Consider the following 14738-nt stretch of genomic DNA (forward strand, 5'->3'; position numbering starts at 1 on the left):
CCGCTCGCGCCCGCGGTCACTTTCCTCCGTTGACCGCGGCCGTCTTGACGGCGCCGGCCTCGACGCCCCACTTCGCTATCACCTTGTCGTACTCGCCGTTCTTGATGATCGCGTCGAGCGCGGCCTGCAGTGCGTCGCGGAGCTGGGTGTTGGACTTGGCGACCGCGATGCCGTACGGCGCCGCCTCGACCTGCTCGCCGACGAGCTCGAAGTCCTTGCCGCCGCCCGAGGTCTTCACCGCGTACGCGGCGACCGGGAAGTCCGAGGAACCGGCGTCGGCGCCACCGGCGCGCACCCGGGTCTGGGCCTGCTGGTCGTTGTCGTAGGACTCGATGGCGATCTTCTTGCCGCCCGTGCACTTCTTCGACTCGGACTTGGCGAGGTCCTCCGAGACCGTGCCGCGCTGCACCGCGATCTTCTTGCCGCAGAGGTCGGCCCAGGTCTTGATGTTCTGGGTCTTGCCCTTGGGGGTGTAGATCGAGACACCCGCGGTGAAGTAGTCGACGAAGTCGACGCCCTCGCCGACCTTCTTGCCGGTGTCGGCGTCGACACCGTTCTGGCGGTCCGCGGTGTCCGTCATCGCGGACATCGCCATGTCGTACCGCTTGGAGCGCAGACCCGTGATCAGGGTGTCGAAGGTGCCGTTCTGGAAATCGAACTTCACACCGAGCTGCTTGCCCATCGCGTCCGCGAGATCGGGGTCGATACCCACGGTCTTGCCGGAGCTGTCCTTGAACTCGACCGGCGCGTACGCGATGTCCGAGCCGACCTTGATGACACCCGCGTCACGGATCGACGCGGGCAGCTTCGAGGCCAGCGGAGCTGAGGCGGCGCTCGAGGAGGAGCTGTTGGAGTCCTTCTTGGTCTGGTCACCGCAGCCGGTGAGGACCAGGGCCCCGGCGACCGCGATCGCACCGACCGCTGCTATCCGGGACTGCGCGGCGGTCGTACGACGGGTGGTGCTAGCGGTCATGGTGGGTGCCTCCGGCGGATGAGGGAGTTGCCGATGGGTCGACGAGAACACACACCTTTGGGTGTCGCGACCTCGTGTGATGACGGCATCTTGCCATTCGGACTGCGCGCTTCGAGGGACTCGCTATGTCAAAATCGGATAACGGGTGATCCCCGAACCGCCACGGACGGCTCCATCAGGGCCGGACCTTGTGCGGGAATCCCTCCTTCCGGCCGGAAGATCTTCGGCGCATCTCATGATGCGGGCCGCCACTACTCCGCACTTGTAGTGTCTTTAGGTCATGTCTGGGACTTGTCCACATATCCAGGTATGAGTCATGTCACCGGCGTGTGAGCTTCGCGGTATGGACTCGTCGCCGACCTGGTCCGTCCGGTAAGAAGGTTCTCAACACCCCTCATCCGGGGCTCAGGGCGCGTGTGCGGCGCGCCCGTCGCGTATCCGCCCGTACGCACCACCACGGCGGCAGGGTTACGCGGTGCCCGCCCACCCCTCAACCAGGAGTGGTCACCCTCAAATCAATGAAGACTTAAGGGGTAAAACAAAGTGGCAGCGGAGATCGTCAATCCTCGCAGCGACAGCAGTACGGGTCTTGAAGGCGACGTGGAGCCGGTCAATTCCGCCGGCTCCGTCGACACCGTCGGTTCCGACGGTTCCGTCGACTCCCTCGACTTCGACCCTGCCTTTGCGCTGCACCGTGGCGGCAAGATGGCCGTGCAGGCCACCGTGCCCGTCCGTGACAAGGACGACCTGTCCCTGGCGTACACGCCCGGCGTGGCGAAGGTGTGCAGCGCCATCGCCGAGCAGCCCGAGCTCGTCCACGACTACACGTGGAAGTCGTCCGTCGTCGCTGTGGTGACGGACGGTACGGCGGTGCTGGGACTCGGTGACATCGGCCCGGAGGCCTCCCTTCCCGTGATGGAGGGCAAGGCCATCCTGTTCAAGCAGTTCGGCGGGGTGGATGCCGTGCCGATCGCGCTGGACTGCACGGGCGTCGACGAGATCGTGGAGACCGTGGTCCGGCTCGCTCCCTCGTTCGGGGGCGTCAACCTGGAGGACATCTCGGCGCCGCGGTGCTTCGAGATCGAGCGCAAGCTCCAGGAGCGGCTCGACATTCCCGTCTTCCACGACGACCAGCACGGGACCGCGATCGTGACGCTGGCGGCGCTGCGGAATGCCGCGAAGCTGACCGGGCGGACGCTGGGTGATCTGCGTGCGGTGATCTCGGGGGCGGGGGCGGCCGGGGTCGCCATCGCCAAGTTCCTGCTGGAGGCGGGGATCGGTGACGTCGCGGTCGCGGACCGCAAGGGCATCGTCTCCGCGGACCGGGACGATCTGACCGACGTCAAGCGGGAGCTCGCCGGGATCACCAACAAGGCGGGGCTCACGGGGTCGCTGGAGTCGGCGCTCGCGGGTGCGGACGTCTTCATCGGCGTGTCCGGGGGTACGGTGCCGGAGCCGGCGGTGGCGTCGATGGCCGAGGGGGCCTTCGTCTTCGCCATGGCCAACCCGAACCCCGAGGTGCACCCCGAGATCGCCCACAAGTACGCGGCCGTGGTCGCCACCGGGCGGTCGGACTTCCCGAACCAGATCAACAACGTGCTGGCGTTTCCCGGGATCTTCGCGGGGGCGCTGCAGGTGCGGGCCTCTCGGATCACCGAGGGGATGAAGATCGCGGCGGCGGAGGCGTTGGCCGCGGTCGTCGGGGACGACCTTGCCGCGGACTACGTGATTCCGTCGCCGTTCGACGAGCGGGTGGCTCCTGCGGTGACCGCGGCGGTGGCCGCGGCTGCTCGGGCCGAGGGCGTTGCCCGTCGCTGACGCGGCCGCGTGATTTCAGGGCCTCGCCGGGGTGCTCCCGGCGGGGCCCTGCTTTGTGTCCCGGACTGGTCCCTACGGGTGCGGTGCCCTTGTCCGCCCCTCGCCGCCCCGGCGGGGCGCGGCAGGGGAGGGCGGGGAGCCGGGGGATGGGGCGGAGCCCCGCCTGAGGGGCGCGGGGAACTGCGCGATCAGCCCCCACCTACCCGCGGTCGAGTGTGTGCGGGCGGGTGGGGATTCGGGGCGGAGCCCCACCTCAGGGGCGCGGGGAACTGCGCGACCAGCCACCGCTCACCCGCAGTCGAATGCATGCGGATGGCCGGGGATTCGGGGCGGAGCCCCGGGCGGGAGGTCGGCGGTCGTTTCCGCTAGTGGTCGGCGCCGACCGGTGTGACGTGGAGCGTGGGGGTGGCGGGACGTGTGTCACAGGGGGACGTGGTTCCACCGGGCGGGGGCGGAGCCTATCGTCAAGGTCATGTTCGCTGCCTACGCCGCCCGCATTGACCGTGACCAGCCCCTCACCGGCCTGGAGTTGGGGGAGCGCCCGGCCCCCGAGCAGAGGCCGGGCTGGACCACCGTGAACGTCAGGGCAGCGTCCCTGAACCACCATGACCTCTGGTCCCTGCGCGGCGTCGGTCTCGCCGAGGACAAGCTGCCGATGATCCTCGGATGCGACGCGGCCGGCGTCGACGAGGACGGCAACGAAGTCGTGCTGCACTCGGTCATCGGACAGACGGGGCACGGGGTCGGCCCGAAGGAGCCCCGCTCCATCCTCACCGAGCGCTACCAGGGCACGTTCGCCGAACAGGTCTCCGTCCCGACGTGGAACGTCATTCCCAAGCCCAAGGAACTCTCCTTCGAGGAAGCCGCCTGTCTGCCGACCGCATGGCTGACGGCGTACCGCATGCTCTTCACCAACGCCGGAGTACGGCCCGGCGACTCCGTCCTCGTCCAGGGCGCCGGCGGAGGCGTGGCGACCGCCGCGATCGTGCTCGGCAAGGCCGCCGGTCTTCGCGTCTTCGCCACCAGCCGCGACGAGGCCAAGCGCAAGCGGGCGGTCGAGCTGGGCGCCGTGGAGGCCCTGGAGTCCGGCGCACGGCTGCCGCAGCGCGTGGACGCGGTCATCGAGACGGTCGGCGCTGCCACCTGGTCGCACAGCGTCAAGTCGCTGCGTCCCGGCGGCACGCTGGTCATCTCGGGCGCTACGAGCGGCGACCGCCCCTCGCACGCCGAGCTCACCCGCATCTTCTTCCTGGAACTCAAGGTCGTCGGCTCCACGATGGGCACCAAGGACGAGCTGGAGGATCTGCTCTCCTTCTGCGCCGCCACGGGTGTGCGACCCGTCATCGACGAGGTGCTTCCGCTGGACCGGGCCCGGGAAGGGTTCGAGCGGCTGGCGGCGGGCGATCAGTTCGGGAAGATCGTTCTTACGGTGGGATGAAGGATTGAGGGAAGCCTCGGCCGTTCCGGCCGAGGTGCAGTGCAGGTGGTCGCGGCGGGCTCGGGAGGATTCGGGCCCGCCGTTTCGCGTGCCCCTTGTCAACTGGGGTTGACGCTCACCCTGTTGTCAACTTAGATTGACAGCATGACCGAAGCAACGGATCTCGCCGAGCGTGCGGGTGATCGCGATCCGCGGATCGGACTGCGGGCGGTCTCCGCGCTGCGGAGGCTGCTGGAGCAGTTGGAAGCGGTACAGGTGCGCAGTGCGCGCAATCAGGGCTGGTCGTGGCAGGAGATCGCCGCGGAACTCGGAGTGAGCAGGCAGGCCGTGCACAAGAAATACGGGAGGCAGTGATGTTCGAGCGGTTCACGAAGGACGCCCGGGCCGTGGTCGCGGGAGCGGTCGGGCACGCCGAACGCACGGGTGCCGAGGCGGTGGACGAGGAGCACATGCTTCTCGCCCTCCTCGATCGGGAGGGCAGCCGCGGCTCGTTCGCGCTGGCTTCACTCGGGGCGGCCGGTCGTCGCGACTCCATGGAACGGTCGCTCGCCGAGGCGCGCCGGCGCGGCGGGCTCTCCCGCGCCGACACGGAGGCGCTCTCCGGGCTCGGGATCGACCTCTCGGAGATCGTCTCCCGGGTGGAGGAGGCCCACGGGGTCGGGGCGCTGGGATCGGGGAACGGAGGTGGCGGCGGCCGCCGTTCCAGGCGTCGGCCGTTCGCCCCGGGGGCCAAGGACGTGCTGACGCGTTCCCTTCGTGCGGCGCTCGCCCGTCATGACCGGCACATCGGCGACGAGCATCTGCTGATGGCCCTGACCGCTCGGCCCGGTGTGCCGGCGGAGGTGCTCGCCGACCACGGGGTCACCTATGAGGCGGTCACGCGCGTGCTGTACGGCGGCGGGGAGGCCAAGGCGGGGTGAGTGAGCGGTCGGCACCGGGGGCATCGCCGGGGGCTTCTCCGAGGTCCCCGGCCGGAGCCGGGGGGATCCCCTCGGGGCTCGGAAAGCCCCGGGGCGGCGATGGGTGTCAGCTCTTCGACGTGCGCAACGCGGCCCCGATGTGCGCCGCAGCCGTCGACAAGTGGCGGCGGGCCGAGCGGAGTTGGTCCTCCGTCACCCCGTGGTCGCGGGCGGCGTCGCGGATGTCGTCGCGGAAGCGGTCAAGGAGGCGTTCGAGGTCACGGGCCGGGTCGCCGGTGGAGTCCTCGTGGGCCCAGGAGGGTGCGTAGTCGGCGGGGAAGTCCTCCGGAGTGTCCGTGTACTCGGCGTACTCGGGCTTCGCCGACCCGGTGGCCGCCGCACCCGCGCGGCCGAAGCCGAAGTCCTTGCCGAAGTCCTTGCCGAAGGTCTTCCCGAAGTCGCCGAACTCCTTGGCCAGTTCGCTCAGGCCCTCACGGACCCCGTTCGGCCAGTCGCCGCGCGCGAAGCGGTCCTGGACCTGCTCCTGGACCCGCTTGGCCATGCGCTGCATCTCCTCCTGCGCCTCCTTGGCCTGGCGCCGCGCGCGCTGCGCCTCGTCGCGGGCCCGGCGACTCTCGTCCTTCGCGCGCCGGTTCTGCTCCTTCCACTCCTGCTTGACCCGCCGCATCTCCTCCTTGGCGACCCGCCACGACTCCTTGTCACGGGAGTCTCCGAAGTCCCCGAACTCGCCCGCGGGACCTTCGTGTTCTCCGTTACCGGTGCCGGTGCCGCCCTTGCCGGTGCGCCTCGCCTCGGTGGCAGCGGCCCGCATCTCTCGGCGCAGATCGCCCGCCGCGCCCCGCACATCGGCGCGGATCTCCGCGGCGAGCTCCGCGACCGAATCGCGGATCTCCAGCTCCAGGTCGGCCAGTTCGCCGCTGCGGTCGGCCAGTTCGGCGCGGCCCGCGTCCGTGATCGCGTACACCTTGCGGCCGCCCTCGGTGGTGTGGGTGACCAGCCCTTCCGCCTCCAGCTTCGCCAGCCGGGGGTAGACGGTGCCCGCCGAGGGCGCGTACAGCCCCTGGAAGCGCTCCTCCAGGAGCCGGATGACCTCGTACCCGTGGCGGGGGGCCTCGTCCAGCAGCTTCAGCAGGTAGAGGCGCAGGCGGCCGTGGGCGAAGACGGGAGGCATGTCAGAGCACCTTCTTGTCGGTCGGGGTCTCCGGAGAAGCGGACGACCCGTCCTCGTGGGGCTCGTCCTCCGCCGTCGGCCTGCGGAGCATGGCGATGGAGCCGGAGACGGTCATCGCCTTCAACTTGCCGTTGCCCGCGCCCAGTCGGCCGGTGATCTTCTTGGCGCCCCACTGGCCGCTGACCCGGAGGTCCTCGAAGGCACTGGAGACCGTGCCGCTGGCGGTGTTGGCCTCCACCTCGGCGTCCGCGGGGTGCGGGAGGCGGATGGCGATCTCCCCCGAGACGTTCGACAGCTGGACGTCGGTGGGGGTGCCCCTGGGATCGAGGTCCACGATCATCGAGCCGCTCACCGATTCGGCGCGCACGGAGCAGCCCGAGGCCTCGACCACGGTCAGGTCGCCGGAGACGGAGTTGAAGCGGAGGTCGCCGGTGACGGCCTGGGCCTCCAGGCTCCCGGAGACGGTCTCCACGCGGACGGGGCCGGCGATCCGCACGAGGGTCGTGTCGCCCGTGACGCCCTTGACCGCCACCCGGTTCTCCATCCCGGAGACCACGGCGGCGGCGCCGACGACGCCCACCTCGACGGAGGTGCCGGCCGGGACGGCCAGCGTGACGACGGCGCTGCGGCGCCAGCCCTTGCGGTCGAGCCACTTGAGGAAGCCCTTCCAGGGCAGGTCCTCGTACGCCACCGTGAGCGTGCCGTCCTGCTGGGTCACGAGCAGTGGCGGGCCCTCCAGCTCGGAGACTTCCAGGCGGGCGGAACCCTCGTCGGTCCCCACGACGTTCACCGTTCCGTTGACGACGCGCACATGAAGTGCCGTCACGGGGTCGTCGAAGGTGAGCTTCCTCGGCTCTGCGACGGACCACTCGGACATGGTGCAGACCTCCCAACGACCCGACCAGACCGGGCGCGCGTCTGGACTCGACGTAATCTGGACTCGACGCGCCATATCGCGTCTTCCGCTATTCACGATATATCGCGGATGCGGAAAGTCAAGGCACTCGTTTGGGGGAAGTGGCGCCCTCGCCGCCGGGGCTTGCGGGTGAGTGGTGGGAACTTGGCGGGCAAAACGGGCAATTCCGGTCGTCGTCGATCTACGGTGTGCCCATGCCCACGACGCCCGACCCGTCCCAGGCCAAGGCCGCCGGCGCCCTGCTGCTCTGCCGGGCAGGGCACGAGTCCGTCGGTCTGGCCGCCCAGCTGTTGCGGGAGCGGATGCTGCTCACCGGGGCGGGACCCGAGTGGAGCGTGCTCGTTCCCGAGGGGGAGCCCTGGCTGCACGGCGCCGAGCCCGTCGACCGCGTGGTCACGGGGTGGGCCACCGCCCTGGCCGTCAGCGCCCCCTGGCCCGTACTGGCCCTGTGGTGGGACGCGGACCGCAGCGGCCTCACCCTCGCGGCGGGCTTCCGGCGCACCGTGGGCTACGAATGGCTGGCGAACGGCACCCCGGTCGGTGAGGACGAGGCGATGCGCACCTTCGCCGCGCGGCTCGGCCTCGACCCGGTCCTCGACATGCAGGCGCTCGACCCGCTGACCAGGCCGGTGTCCGGGGCGGACGCCCGCGCGCGCCTGCGGGGACTGCTCGCCGTCCTCACGCGCGCGGGGGTGCTGCTGCCGGCCGGGCTCGGACCCGGGGAGCCGGCCGACCGGCTCCTGGAGGTGGCCCGGACCCAGCCCGGTGCCGAGCAGATCGAGTGGAACGGGTGGCGGGCGGCGGTCCGGGCGGAGCTGGAGGCGGAGGAAGGCGCCGGTGGGGGTTCCTGGCTGCGCGGGCGCCGGGCCCGTGTCCTCGCGACCGGGCAGCTGGCCGCCGGGCTGCCGCTCACCGTGTGGGGCGTACGGCGCCACAGCGCAGGCTGGATCGTCGCGGGGACGCTCCTGATGCTCCACGGGGCGCTCGGCCTCGCGTACGACCGGCTGCGCGCCTTCGACTGACGCCCACCCGCTCCCGACGTCGGGGGCGCCTACTCCTCGTCGTCCTCGTCGTCCAGCCGCGCCAGCCACGTCGCCAGCCGCTCCACCGGCACCTCGAAGTCCGGATTGAGGTCGACGAACGTACGCAGCTGCTCGGCGAGCCACTCGAAGGTGACCTCCTCCTCGCCGCGCCGCTTCTCCAGTTCCTCGATGCCACGGTCGGTGAAGTACATGGATGGTGCTCCGTCGGTGAAAGTGAAGGGGAACGCTGAGAAAAGGATAAGTGGGCGCACCGGGCGCCCGGAGGGCCTCGGACCCCGTAGCACCGCCGGAACGGTGGCACGGGGAAGGGCCCGGCCTCCGGTGTTCTCGGAGGCCGGGCCCTTCCCCGGACGTGAACGCGTCGAGGGCTACGCCTCGAACACCTCACGCACCAGCTGCTCCTGCTCGGCCTGGTGCCGCTTCGCCGAGCCCACGGCCGGGGACGAACCCGCCGGGCGGGAGATGCGGCGCAGCCGCTCGGCGCCCGGGATGTCGGCGCCGACGGCCAGGTCCAGGTGGTCGATCAGGTTGAGGGCGATGAAGGGCCACGCGCCCTGGTTCGCCGGCTCCTCCTGGGCCCACAGGTACTTCTCGGCGTTCGGGTACTTGGCGATCTCCGCCTGGAGCTCGGCACCCGCGAGCGGGTACAGGCGCTCGATGCGGATGATCGCGGTGTCCGTGACGCCGCGCTTCTGCCGCTCGGCCTCGAGGTCGTAGTACAGCTTGCCGGCGCAGAAGACGACCTTGCGCACCGCCGCGGCCTCGACCGAGTCGTCGCCGATGACGGGGCGGAAGGCGCCCGTGGTGAACTCCTCCGTCTTCGACGCGGCGGCCTTGAGGCGCAGCATCGACTTCGGGGTGAAGACGACCAGCGGCTTGTGGTGCGGGTTGTGCACCTGCCACCGCAGGAGGTGGAAGTAGTTCGACGGGAGCGTCGGCTGGGCGACCGTCATGTTGTTCTGCGCGCACAGCTGGAGGAAGCGCTCGATGCGGGCCGAGGAGTGGTCCGGGCCCTGGCCCTCGTAGCCGTGCGGGAGGAGGAGGGTGACGCCGGACGTCTGGCCCCACTTCTGCTCCGCGGCCGAGATGTACTCGTCGACGACCGTCTGCGCGCCGTTGACGAAGTCGCCGAACTGCGCCTCCCACATCACGAGGGCGTCCGGGCGGGCCAGCGAGTAGCCGTACTCGAAGCCCATGACCGCGTACTCGGAGAGCAGGGAGTCGTAGACGTTGTAGCGGGCCTGGTCGTCGGAGAGGTACTGGAGCGGGGTGAAGTCCTCGCCCGTGACCCGGTCGATCAGGACCGCGTGGCGCTGGCCGAAGGTGCCGCGGCGGGAGTCCTGGCCCGACAGCCGGACCGGGGTGCCCTCCAGGAGGAGGGAGCCGATGGCGAGGGTCTCGCCCATGCCCCAGTCGATCGTGCCGTCCTCGATCATCGCCGCCCGGCGCTGCAGCTGCGGCAGCAGACGCGGGTGGACGGTGACGTTGTCGGGGATGTTGACCTGGGACTCGGCGATCCGCTTGACGACCTCCTGGGAGACCGCGGTCTGCACGGCCACCGGGAACTGCGCCTGCGGGTCCGAGATCTGCACCTCGGCCCCCTGCGAGACGGCCTCGCGGACCTCGGTGAAGACCTTCTCCAGCTGGCCCTGGAAGTCCTGCAGCGCCTGCTCGGCCTCTTCGAGGGTGATGTCGCCGCGGCCGATCAGGGACTCGGTGTAGAGCTTGCGCACCGAGCGCTTCTTGTCGATCAGGTCGTACATCAGCGGCTGCGTGAACGCCGGGTTGTCCGACTCGTTGTGTCCGCGACGGCGGTAGCAGATGAGGTCGATCACGACGTCCTTGTTGAACGCCTGGCGGAACTCGAAGGCCAGGCGAGCGACGCGGACGACGGCCTCGGGGTCGTCGCCGTTCACGTGGAAGATCGGCGCCTCGATCATGCGGGCCACGTCGGTGGCGTACATGGAGGAGCGCGAGGACTCCGGGGCGGCGGTGAAGCCGACCTGGTTGTTGATGACGATGTGGACCGTGCCGCCGGTGCGGTAGCCACGCAGCTGCGACATGTTCAGCGTCTCGGCGACCACACCCTGGCCCGCGAAGGCCGCGTCACCGTGCAGGGCGACCGGCAGGACGGTGAAGTCCGTGCCGCCCTTGTTGATGATGTCCTGCTTGGCGCGGGCGATGCCCTCGATGACCGGGTCGACCGTCTCCAGGTGGGAGGGGTTCGCGGCCAGCGAGACCTTGATCTGCTCGCCGTCGAGGCCTGTGAAGGTGCCCTCGGCACCCAGGTGGTACTTCACGTCGCCGGAGCCGTGCATCGACTTCGGGTCGAGGTTGCCCTCGAACTCGCGGAAGATCTGCGCGTACGACTTGCCGACGATGTTGGCGAGGACGTTCAGGCGGCCGCGGTGGGCCATGCCGATGACGACCTCGTCCAGGCGGGACTCCGCGGCGCTGTCGATGACGGCGTCGAGGAGCGGGATGACGGACTCGCCGCCCTCCAGGGAGAAGCGCTTCTGGCCGACGTACTTCGTCTGCAGGAAGGTCTCGAAGGCCTCCGCCGCGTTCAGGCGGCGCAGGATGCGCAGCTGCTCCTCGCGCTCCGGCTTGGAGTGCGGGCGCTCGACGCGGTCCTGGATCCACTTGCGCTGCTTCGGGTCCTGGATGTGCATGAACTCGATGCCGGTGGTGCGGCAGTACGAGTCGCGCAGCACGCCGAGGATGTCGCGCAGCTTCATCATCGACTTGCCGGAGAAGCCGCCGACCGCGAACTCGCGCTCCAGGTCCCACAGGGTGAGGCCGTGCTCGGTGATGTCGAGGTCGGGGTGCTTGCGCTGGCGGTACTCCAGCGGGTCGGTGTCGGCCATGACGTGGCCGCGGACCCGGTAGGAGTGGATCAGCTCGAAGACGCGGGCGGCCTTCGTGACGTCGTCGTCGTGGCTCGCGTCGATGTCCTTGAGCCAGCGGACCGGCTCGTAGGGGATGCGCAGGGCCTCGAAGATCTCGTCGAAGAAGCCGTTCTCGCCGAGGAGGAGGTTCGCGACGATCCTGAGGAACTCGCCGGAGGCGGCGCCCTGGATCACCCGGTGGTCGTAGGTCGACGTGAGCGTCATGACCTTCGAGATGCCGAGCTTGTTCAGGGTGTCCTGGGAGGTGCCCTGGAACTCCGCCGGGTAGTCCATGGAGCCGACGCCCATGATGACCGACTGGCCGGGCATCAGACGCGGGACGGAGTGGACGGTGCCGAGGCCGCCGGGGTTGGTCAGGGAGACCGTGACACCGGTGAAGTCGTCCATCGTCAGCTTGCCGTCGCGGGCGCGGCGGACGATGTCCTCGTAGGCCTGCCAGAACTCGAAGAAGTTCAGCGTCTCGGCCTTCTTGATGCCGGCGACGACGAGCTGGCGGTCGCCGTTCGGCTTCACCAGGTCGATGGCGAGGCCGAAGTTCACGTGCGCGGGCTTGACGAGGGTGGGCTTCCCGTCCTTCTCCGCGTAGTGCCAGTTCATCGACGGCATGGCCTTGATGGCCTGCACCATCGCGTAGCCGATGAGGTGGGTGAAGGAGATCTTCCCGCCCCGGGCGCGCTTCAGGTGGTTGTTGATGACGATGCGGTTGTCGAAGAGCAGCTTCACCGGGACCGCGCGCACGGACGTGGCCGTGGGCAGCTCCAGGGAGGCGTTCATGTTCTTCGCGACGGCACCGGCGGGACCACGCAGCGTCACGTACTCGGGACCCTCGGGGGCCTCGGTCGCGGGCTCGGCCTTCGGCTTCGCGGCGGCCGGAGCGGCCTTCACGGGGGCCGGGGCGGCGGCAGCGGGCTTCGGCGCCGCCGGAGCGGCGGCGGGAGCGGCGGCCTGGACGGGCGCAGGAGCGGCCTGAGCCGGGGCTGCGGGCGCCGCGGGTGCGGCCGGGGCCGCCGGAGCGGCAGGCGCGGCCTGAGGCGTCGCTGACGGGGTGGTGGTCCCTGCGGCCCCCGCGGCCGCAGTACCCGCCGAAGCCGAGGCGGCAGGAGCCCCCGGCTTGTAGTCGGCGAAGAAGTCCCACCAGGCTCGGTCTACCGAATTCGGGTCCTGGAGGTACTGCTGATAGATCTCGTCGACGAGCCATTCGTTCGCACCGAACGCGGCCGCGGGGTTCTTCCCGGCGGCTTGGTCATCGGTCGAGATGCTCGAGTTACTGGGGGACTGTGGCGACACGGCGGCAACCGCCCTCTTCCGCTTCACAAGGTGATGGACAGCGGGAATTAAGGCTACGCCCCCATGGCCGAGAAGGTCAGGCCGGGCCGGTCCAACGTCGTGTAAGTCACATCGGAAAGCGTGTTTCGGGGAAGGAAATGGCGGGAAACAAGCGGGGTTTCGGTCCGGAATGGGTACGTCGATCCAGGGTCGCGGTACGACTCACACGGCCCTGTGCCTGATCACACGTGTCCACGAGCACGGGACGACGGTGGATCTTGTGGCTCCGGTTCGAACTTTACGTCAACTTGGCAGAGAAGGAAGCCCTGGAAGGATGACCTGAATCCGGCAGCCCCGCTGGGATTCGGCCACGCCGATCCGACCGCCGTGCAGATCGACCGCCCAACGGGCGATGGCGAGCCCGAGGCCCGTACCGCCGTCGCTGCCCGGCCCGTGCGGCGAGGGCACCCCGCCGCGGTTGAAGCGCTCGAAGACCCGGTGCCACTCCGACTGCGGAATGCCGGGGCCCTCGTCCAGGACCTCCAGGGCGAGTGACTCCGGGTAGTCGCCGCGCCGCGCCTTGACCGTCACCCGGCCATGCGGCGGGCTGTGCTTGACCGCGTTGTCGATGAGGTTCGCCACGACCTGGTGGATCCGCTCCGGGTCCGCGTGCGCGGTCAGCTCCGGCGGGGACACGTCCAGGTGCAGGTGGACGTCGGTGCGGGTGTGACTGCCGGAGCCCGAGGCGATGCCCGCGCGCACGGAGGCGACCATGTTGGCCTCCTTGAGCACGCCGGACAGGTACGGCCACACCTCGAAACGGCGCCTGCGCAGGGGTACGACGCCGTTGTCCAGCCTGGAGAGGTCCAGCAGCGTCTCGACCAGCCGGCCCAGCCGCTCCGTCTGCTTCAGGGCCGTACGCATCGTCTCGGGATCGGCGGCGGAGACGCCGTCCACGACGTTCTCCAGGACCGCGCGCAGGCCCGCGATGGGGGTGCGCAGCTCGTGCGAGACATTCGCCACGAGTTCCTTGCGCTGGCGGTCCTGGGCCTCCAGTTCGTCGGCCATGAGGTTGATCGTCTGGGCCAGGTCGCCCAGCTCGTCCCGCCGGTCGTCACGCACCCGGCGGGTGTAGTCGCCGTGCGAGATGGAGCGGGCGACCGTGTTCATCTCGTCCAGCGGAGCCGTGAGCGAATGGGCCACGAACTGCGTTATCAGCAGTGTGGCGATCATCGAGAAGACCGTGATGAAGCGGAGCTCCGTCTTGGTGTGCACCGCGATCATCGACAGGCCCGTGGTGATGAGCACGGAGATGACGACCAGAGCGCCCAGCTTGGTCTTGATCGAGAAGGGGCGTACGGAGCCCCAGAACCCCTCGCCGCGGCCCGGCTCACCGGGACCGCTCACGACGCCCGTGGTTCTGCCCGATTCACCGAGCCCGCTCATGACATCAGCCCCCTACATGAGGTTCCTGGCCCCTGCGGAGACCCGGCTCAGGGAGTCGGGGTCTCCAGGGCGTAGCCCACACCGTGGACGGTTCGGATCCGCTCGGCACCGATCTTCCGGCGCAGCGCCTTGATGTGGCTGTCCACGGTCCGAGTGCCCGAGGCGTCCGCCCAGTCCCAGACCTCGGCCAGCAACTGCTCGCGGGAGAGTACCGCGCGCGGAGTGTTGGCGAGGCATACCAGGAGGTCGAATTCGGTGGGCGTGAGGTGCACGTCCTCCGAGCGCACCCGCACCCGGCGCTGCGCGTGGTCGATCTCCAGCTCGCCGAGGCGCAGGATCCCGCTGCGCGGCGTCGAGGCGGCCACCACGGCCCGCTCGACCCGGCGCAGCAGGACGTGCACGCGCGCGGCCAGCTCGCGCATCGAGAACGGCTTGGTCATGTAGTCGTCGGCGCCGACGCCGAGCCCGACCAGCATGTCGGTCTCGTCGTCGCGCGCGGTGAGCATCAGCACCGGCACCGGGCGCTGGGCCTGCACGCGTCGGCAGACCTCCAGGCCGTCGAAGCCGGGCAGCATGATGTCGAGGATCAGCAGGTCGGGCTGCCAGGCCTCTGCTGTGTCGACGGCGGCCGGTCCGTCGCCCGCGGTTTGCACGAGGAATCCCTCGGCTCGCAGGCGGGCCGCGATGGCGTCGACAATCGTCGGGTCGTCCTCGACCACCAGCACCCGGCGCTGAGCGCCTGGCGTGGCCGCCGTGCCGTTGTGCGAGGTGTGTGTCTGCTCCATCGCCCGCCCCTGAGGTGTGCTTTCCGGAATCCGTGGGGTGATCCCATGACTGC

The 14738-nt window shown here is 70.0% G+C and carries 12 protein-coding genes; 5 read left to right on the forward strand and 7 right to left on the reverse strand.

The genetic code is table 11. From position 1 onward, the window contains the following. Nucleotides 1–16 precede the first annotated feature (16 nt). The gene (locus FNV62_RS33525; protein WP_054228112.1) at nucleotides 17–973 is read right to left on the reverse strand and encodes an ABC transporter substrate-binding protein; all 957 of its coding nucleotides are present in this window, start codon (nucleotides 971–973) and stop codon (nucleotides 17–19) included. 543 nt (nucleotides 974–1516) lie between these two features. On the opposite strand from FNV62_RS33525, the gene FNV62_RS33530 reads away from it, so the two are divergent. The 4 genes from FNV62_RS33530 (at nucleotide 1517) to FNV62_RS33545 (ending at nucleotide 5149) form a co-directional block, all read left to right on the forward strand. After that, nucleotides 1517–2791 carry an NADP-dependent malic enzyme gene (locus FNV62_RS33530; RefSeq protein ID WP_054228111.1) on the forward strand — a complete coding sequence of 425 codons (1275 nt, stop codon included), beginning with the start codon at nucleotides 1517–1519 and terminating at the stop codon, nucleotides 2789–2791. A 472-nt stretch (nucleotides 2792–3263) separates the two neighbouring features. Then, nucleotides 3264–4229, forward strand: a complete 966-nt coding sequence (locus tag FNV62_RS33535) for a zinc-binding dehydrogenase (protein WP_144315730.1) — start codon at nucleotides 3264–3266, stop codon at nucleotides 4227–4229. 144 nt (nucleotides 4230–4373) lie between these two features. Next, the gene (locus FNV62_RS33540) at nucleotides 4374–4583 is read left to right on the forward strand and encodes a helix-turn-helix domain-containing protein (protein WP_010984411.1); all 210 of its coding nucleotides are present in this window, start codon (nucleotides 4374–4376) and stop codon (nucleotides 4581–4583) included. Next, nucleotides 4583–5149, forward strand: coding sequence for a Clp protease N-terminal domain-containing protein (locus tag FNV62_RS33545; protein ID WP_054236716.1), 567 nt, complete (start codon nucleotides 4583–4585; stop codon nucleotides 5147–5149). Before FNV62_RS33540 ends, FNV62_RS33545 begins: the two co-directional genes overlap by 1 nt. 106 nt (nucleotides 5150–5255) lie before the next feature. Here FNV62_RS33545 and FNV62_RS33550 read toward each other — a convergent pair whose 3' ends face one another. Next, nucleotides 5256–6320, reverse strand: a complete 1065-nt coding sequence (locus FNV62_RS33550; RefSeq protein ID WP_143609185.1) for a PadR family transcriptional regulator — start codon at nucleotides 6318–6320, stop codon at nucleotides 5256–5258. Between the two features lies 1 nt (nucleotide 6321). After that, entirely contained in the window at nucleotides 6322–7197 is an 876-nt protein-coding gene (locus FNV62_RS33555; protein WP_054236714.1) for a DUF4097 family beta strand repeat-containing protein, read from the reverse strand. A gap of 233 nt (nucleotides 7198–7430) precedes the next feature. Here FNV62_RS33555 and FNV62_RS33560 point away from each other — a divergent pair, with 233 nt between their 5' ends. Continuing rightward, nucleotides 7431–8258, forward strand: a complete 828-nt coding sequence (locus FNV62_RS33560) for a hypothetical protein (RefSeq protein WP_143628025.1) — start codon at nucleotides 7431–7433, stop codon at nucleotides 8256–8258. Between the two features lie 29 nt (nucleotides 8259–8287). On the opposite strand, the gene FNV62_RS33565 is transcribed toward FNV62_RS33560, so the two are convergent. From FNV62_RS33565 to FNV62_RS33580, 4 genes are all read right to left on the reverse strand, one after another. Then, nucleotides 8288–8470, reverse strand: a complete 183-nt coding sequence (locus tag FNV62_RS33565; protein ID WP_005312030.1) for a DUF6104 family protein — start codon at nucleotides 8468–8470, stop codon at nucleotides 8288–8290. 177 nt (nucleotides 8471–8647) lie between these two features. Further along, nucleotides 8648–12475, reverse strand: a complete 3828-nt coding sequence (locus FNV62_RS33570; RefSeq protein ID WP_143628027.1) for a multifunctional oxoglutarate decarboxylase/oxoglutarate dehydrogenase thiamine pyrophosphate-binding subunit/dihydrolipoyllysine-residue succinyltransferase subunit — start codon at nucleotides 12473–12475, stop codon at nucleotides 8648–8650. A 282-nt stretch (nucleotides 12476–12757) separates the two neighbouring features. Continuing rightward, entirely contained in the window at nucleotides 12758–13900 is a 1143-nt protein-coding gene (locus FNV62_RS33575) for a sensor histidine kinase (RefSeq protein WP_225900459.1), read from the reverse strand. A gap of 47 nt (nucleotides 13901–13947) precedes the next feature. Continuing rightward, nucleotides 13948–14685 (reverse strand): response regulator transcription factor, encoded by a 738-nt coding sequence (locus tag FNV62_RS33580; RefSeq protein WP_054236710.1) that lies wholly within the window; start codon nucleotides 14683–14685, stop codon nucleotides 13948–13950. Nucleotides 14686–14738: the final 53 nt, after the last annotated feature.

Origin of the sequence: Streptomyces sp. RLB3-17, from assembly GCF_007113425.2 — a bacterium.
Classification (GTDB): Bacteria; Actinomycetota; Actinomycetes; order Streptomycetales; family Streptomycetaceae; genus Streptomyces; species Streptomyces mirabilis_D.

Excerpts from the sequence above, each read along its gene's own strand:
- FNV62_RS33525 (WP_054228112.1), bottom strand. The coding sequence starts at position 973 with ATGACCGCTAGCACCACCCGTCGTACGACCGCCGCGCAGTCCCGGATA.
- FNV62_RS33535 (WP_144315730.1), top strand. The coding sequence starts at position 3,264 with ATGTTCGCTGCCTACGCCGCCCGCATTGACCGTGACCAGCCCCTCACC.
- FNV62_RS33540 (WP_010984411.1), top strand. The coding sequence starts at position 4,374 with ATGACCGAAGCAACGGATCTCGCCGAGCGTGCGGGTGATCGCGATCCG.
- FNV62_RS33545 (WP_054236716.1), top strand. The coding sequence starts at position 4,583 with ATGTTCGAGCGGTTCACGAAGGACGCCCGGGCCGTGGTCGCGGGAGCG.
- FNV62_RS33550 (WP_143609185.1), bottom strand. The coding sequence starts at position 6,320 with ATGCCTCCCGTCTTCGCCCACGGCCGCCTGCGCCTCTACCTGCTGAAG.
- FNV62_RS33555 (WP_054236714.1), bottom strand. The coding sequence starts at position 7,197 with ATGTCCGAGTGGTCCGTCGCAGAGCCGAGGAAGCTCACCTTCGACGAC.
- FNV62_RS33560 (WP_143628025.1), top strand. The coding sequence starts at position 7,431 with ATGCCCACGACGCCCGACCCGTCCCAGGCCAAGGCCGCCGGCGCCCTG.
- FNV62_RS33565 (WP_005312030.1), bottom strand. The coding sequence starts at position 8,470 with ATGTACTTCACCGACCGTGGCATCGAGGAACTGGAGAAGCGGCGCGGC.
- FNV62_RS33575 (WP_225900459.1), bottom strand. The coding sequence starts at position 13,900 with ATGAGCGGGCTCGGTGAATCGGGCAGAACCACGGGCGTCGTGAGCGGT.
- FNV62_RS33580 (WP_054236710.1), bottom strand. The coding sequence starts at position 14,685 with ATGGAGCAGACACACACCTCGCACAACGGCACGGCGGCCACGCCAGGC.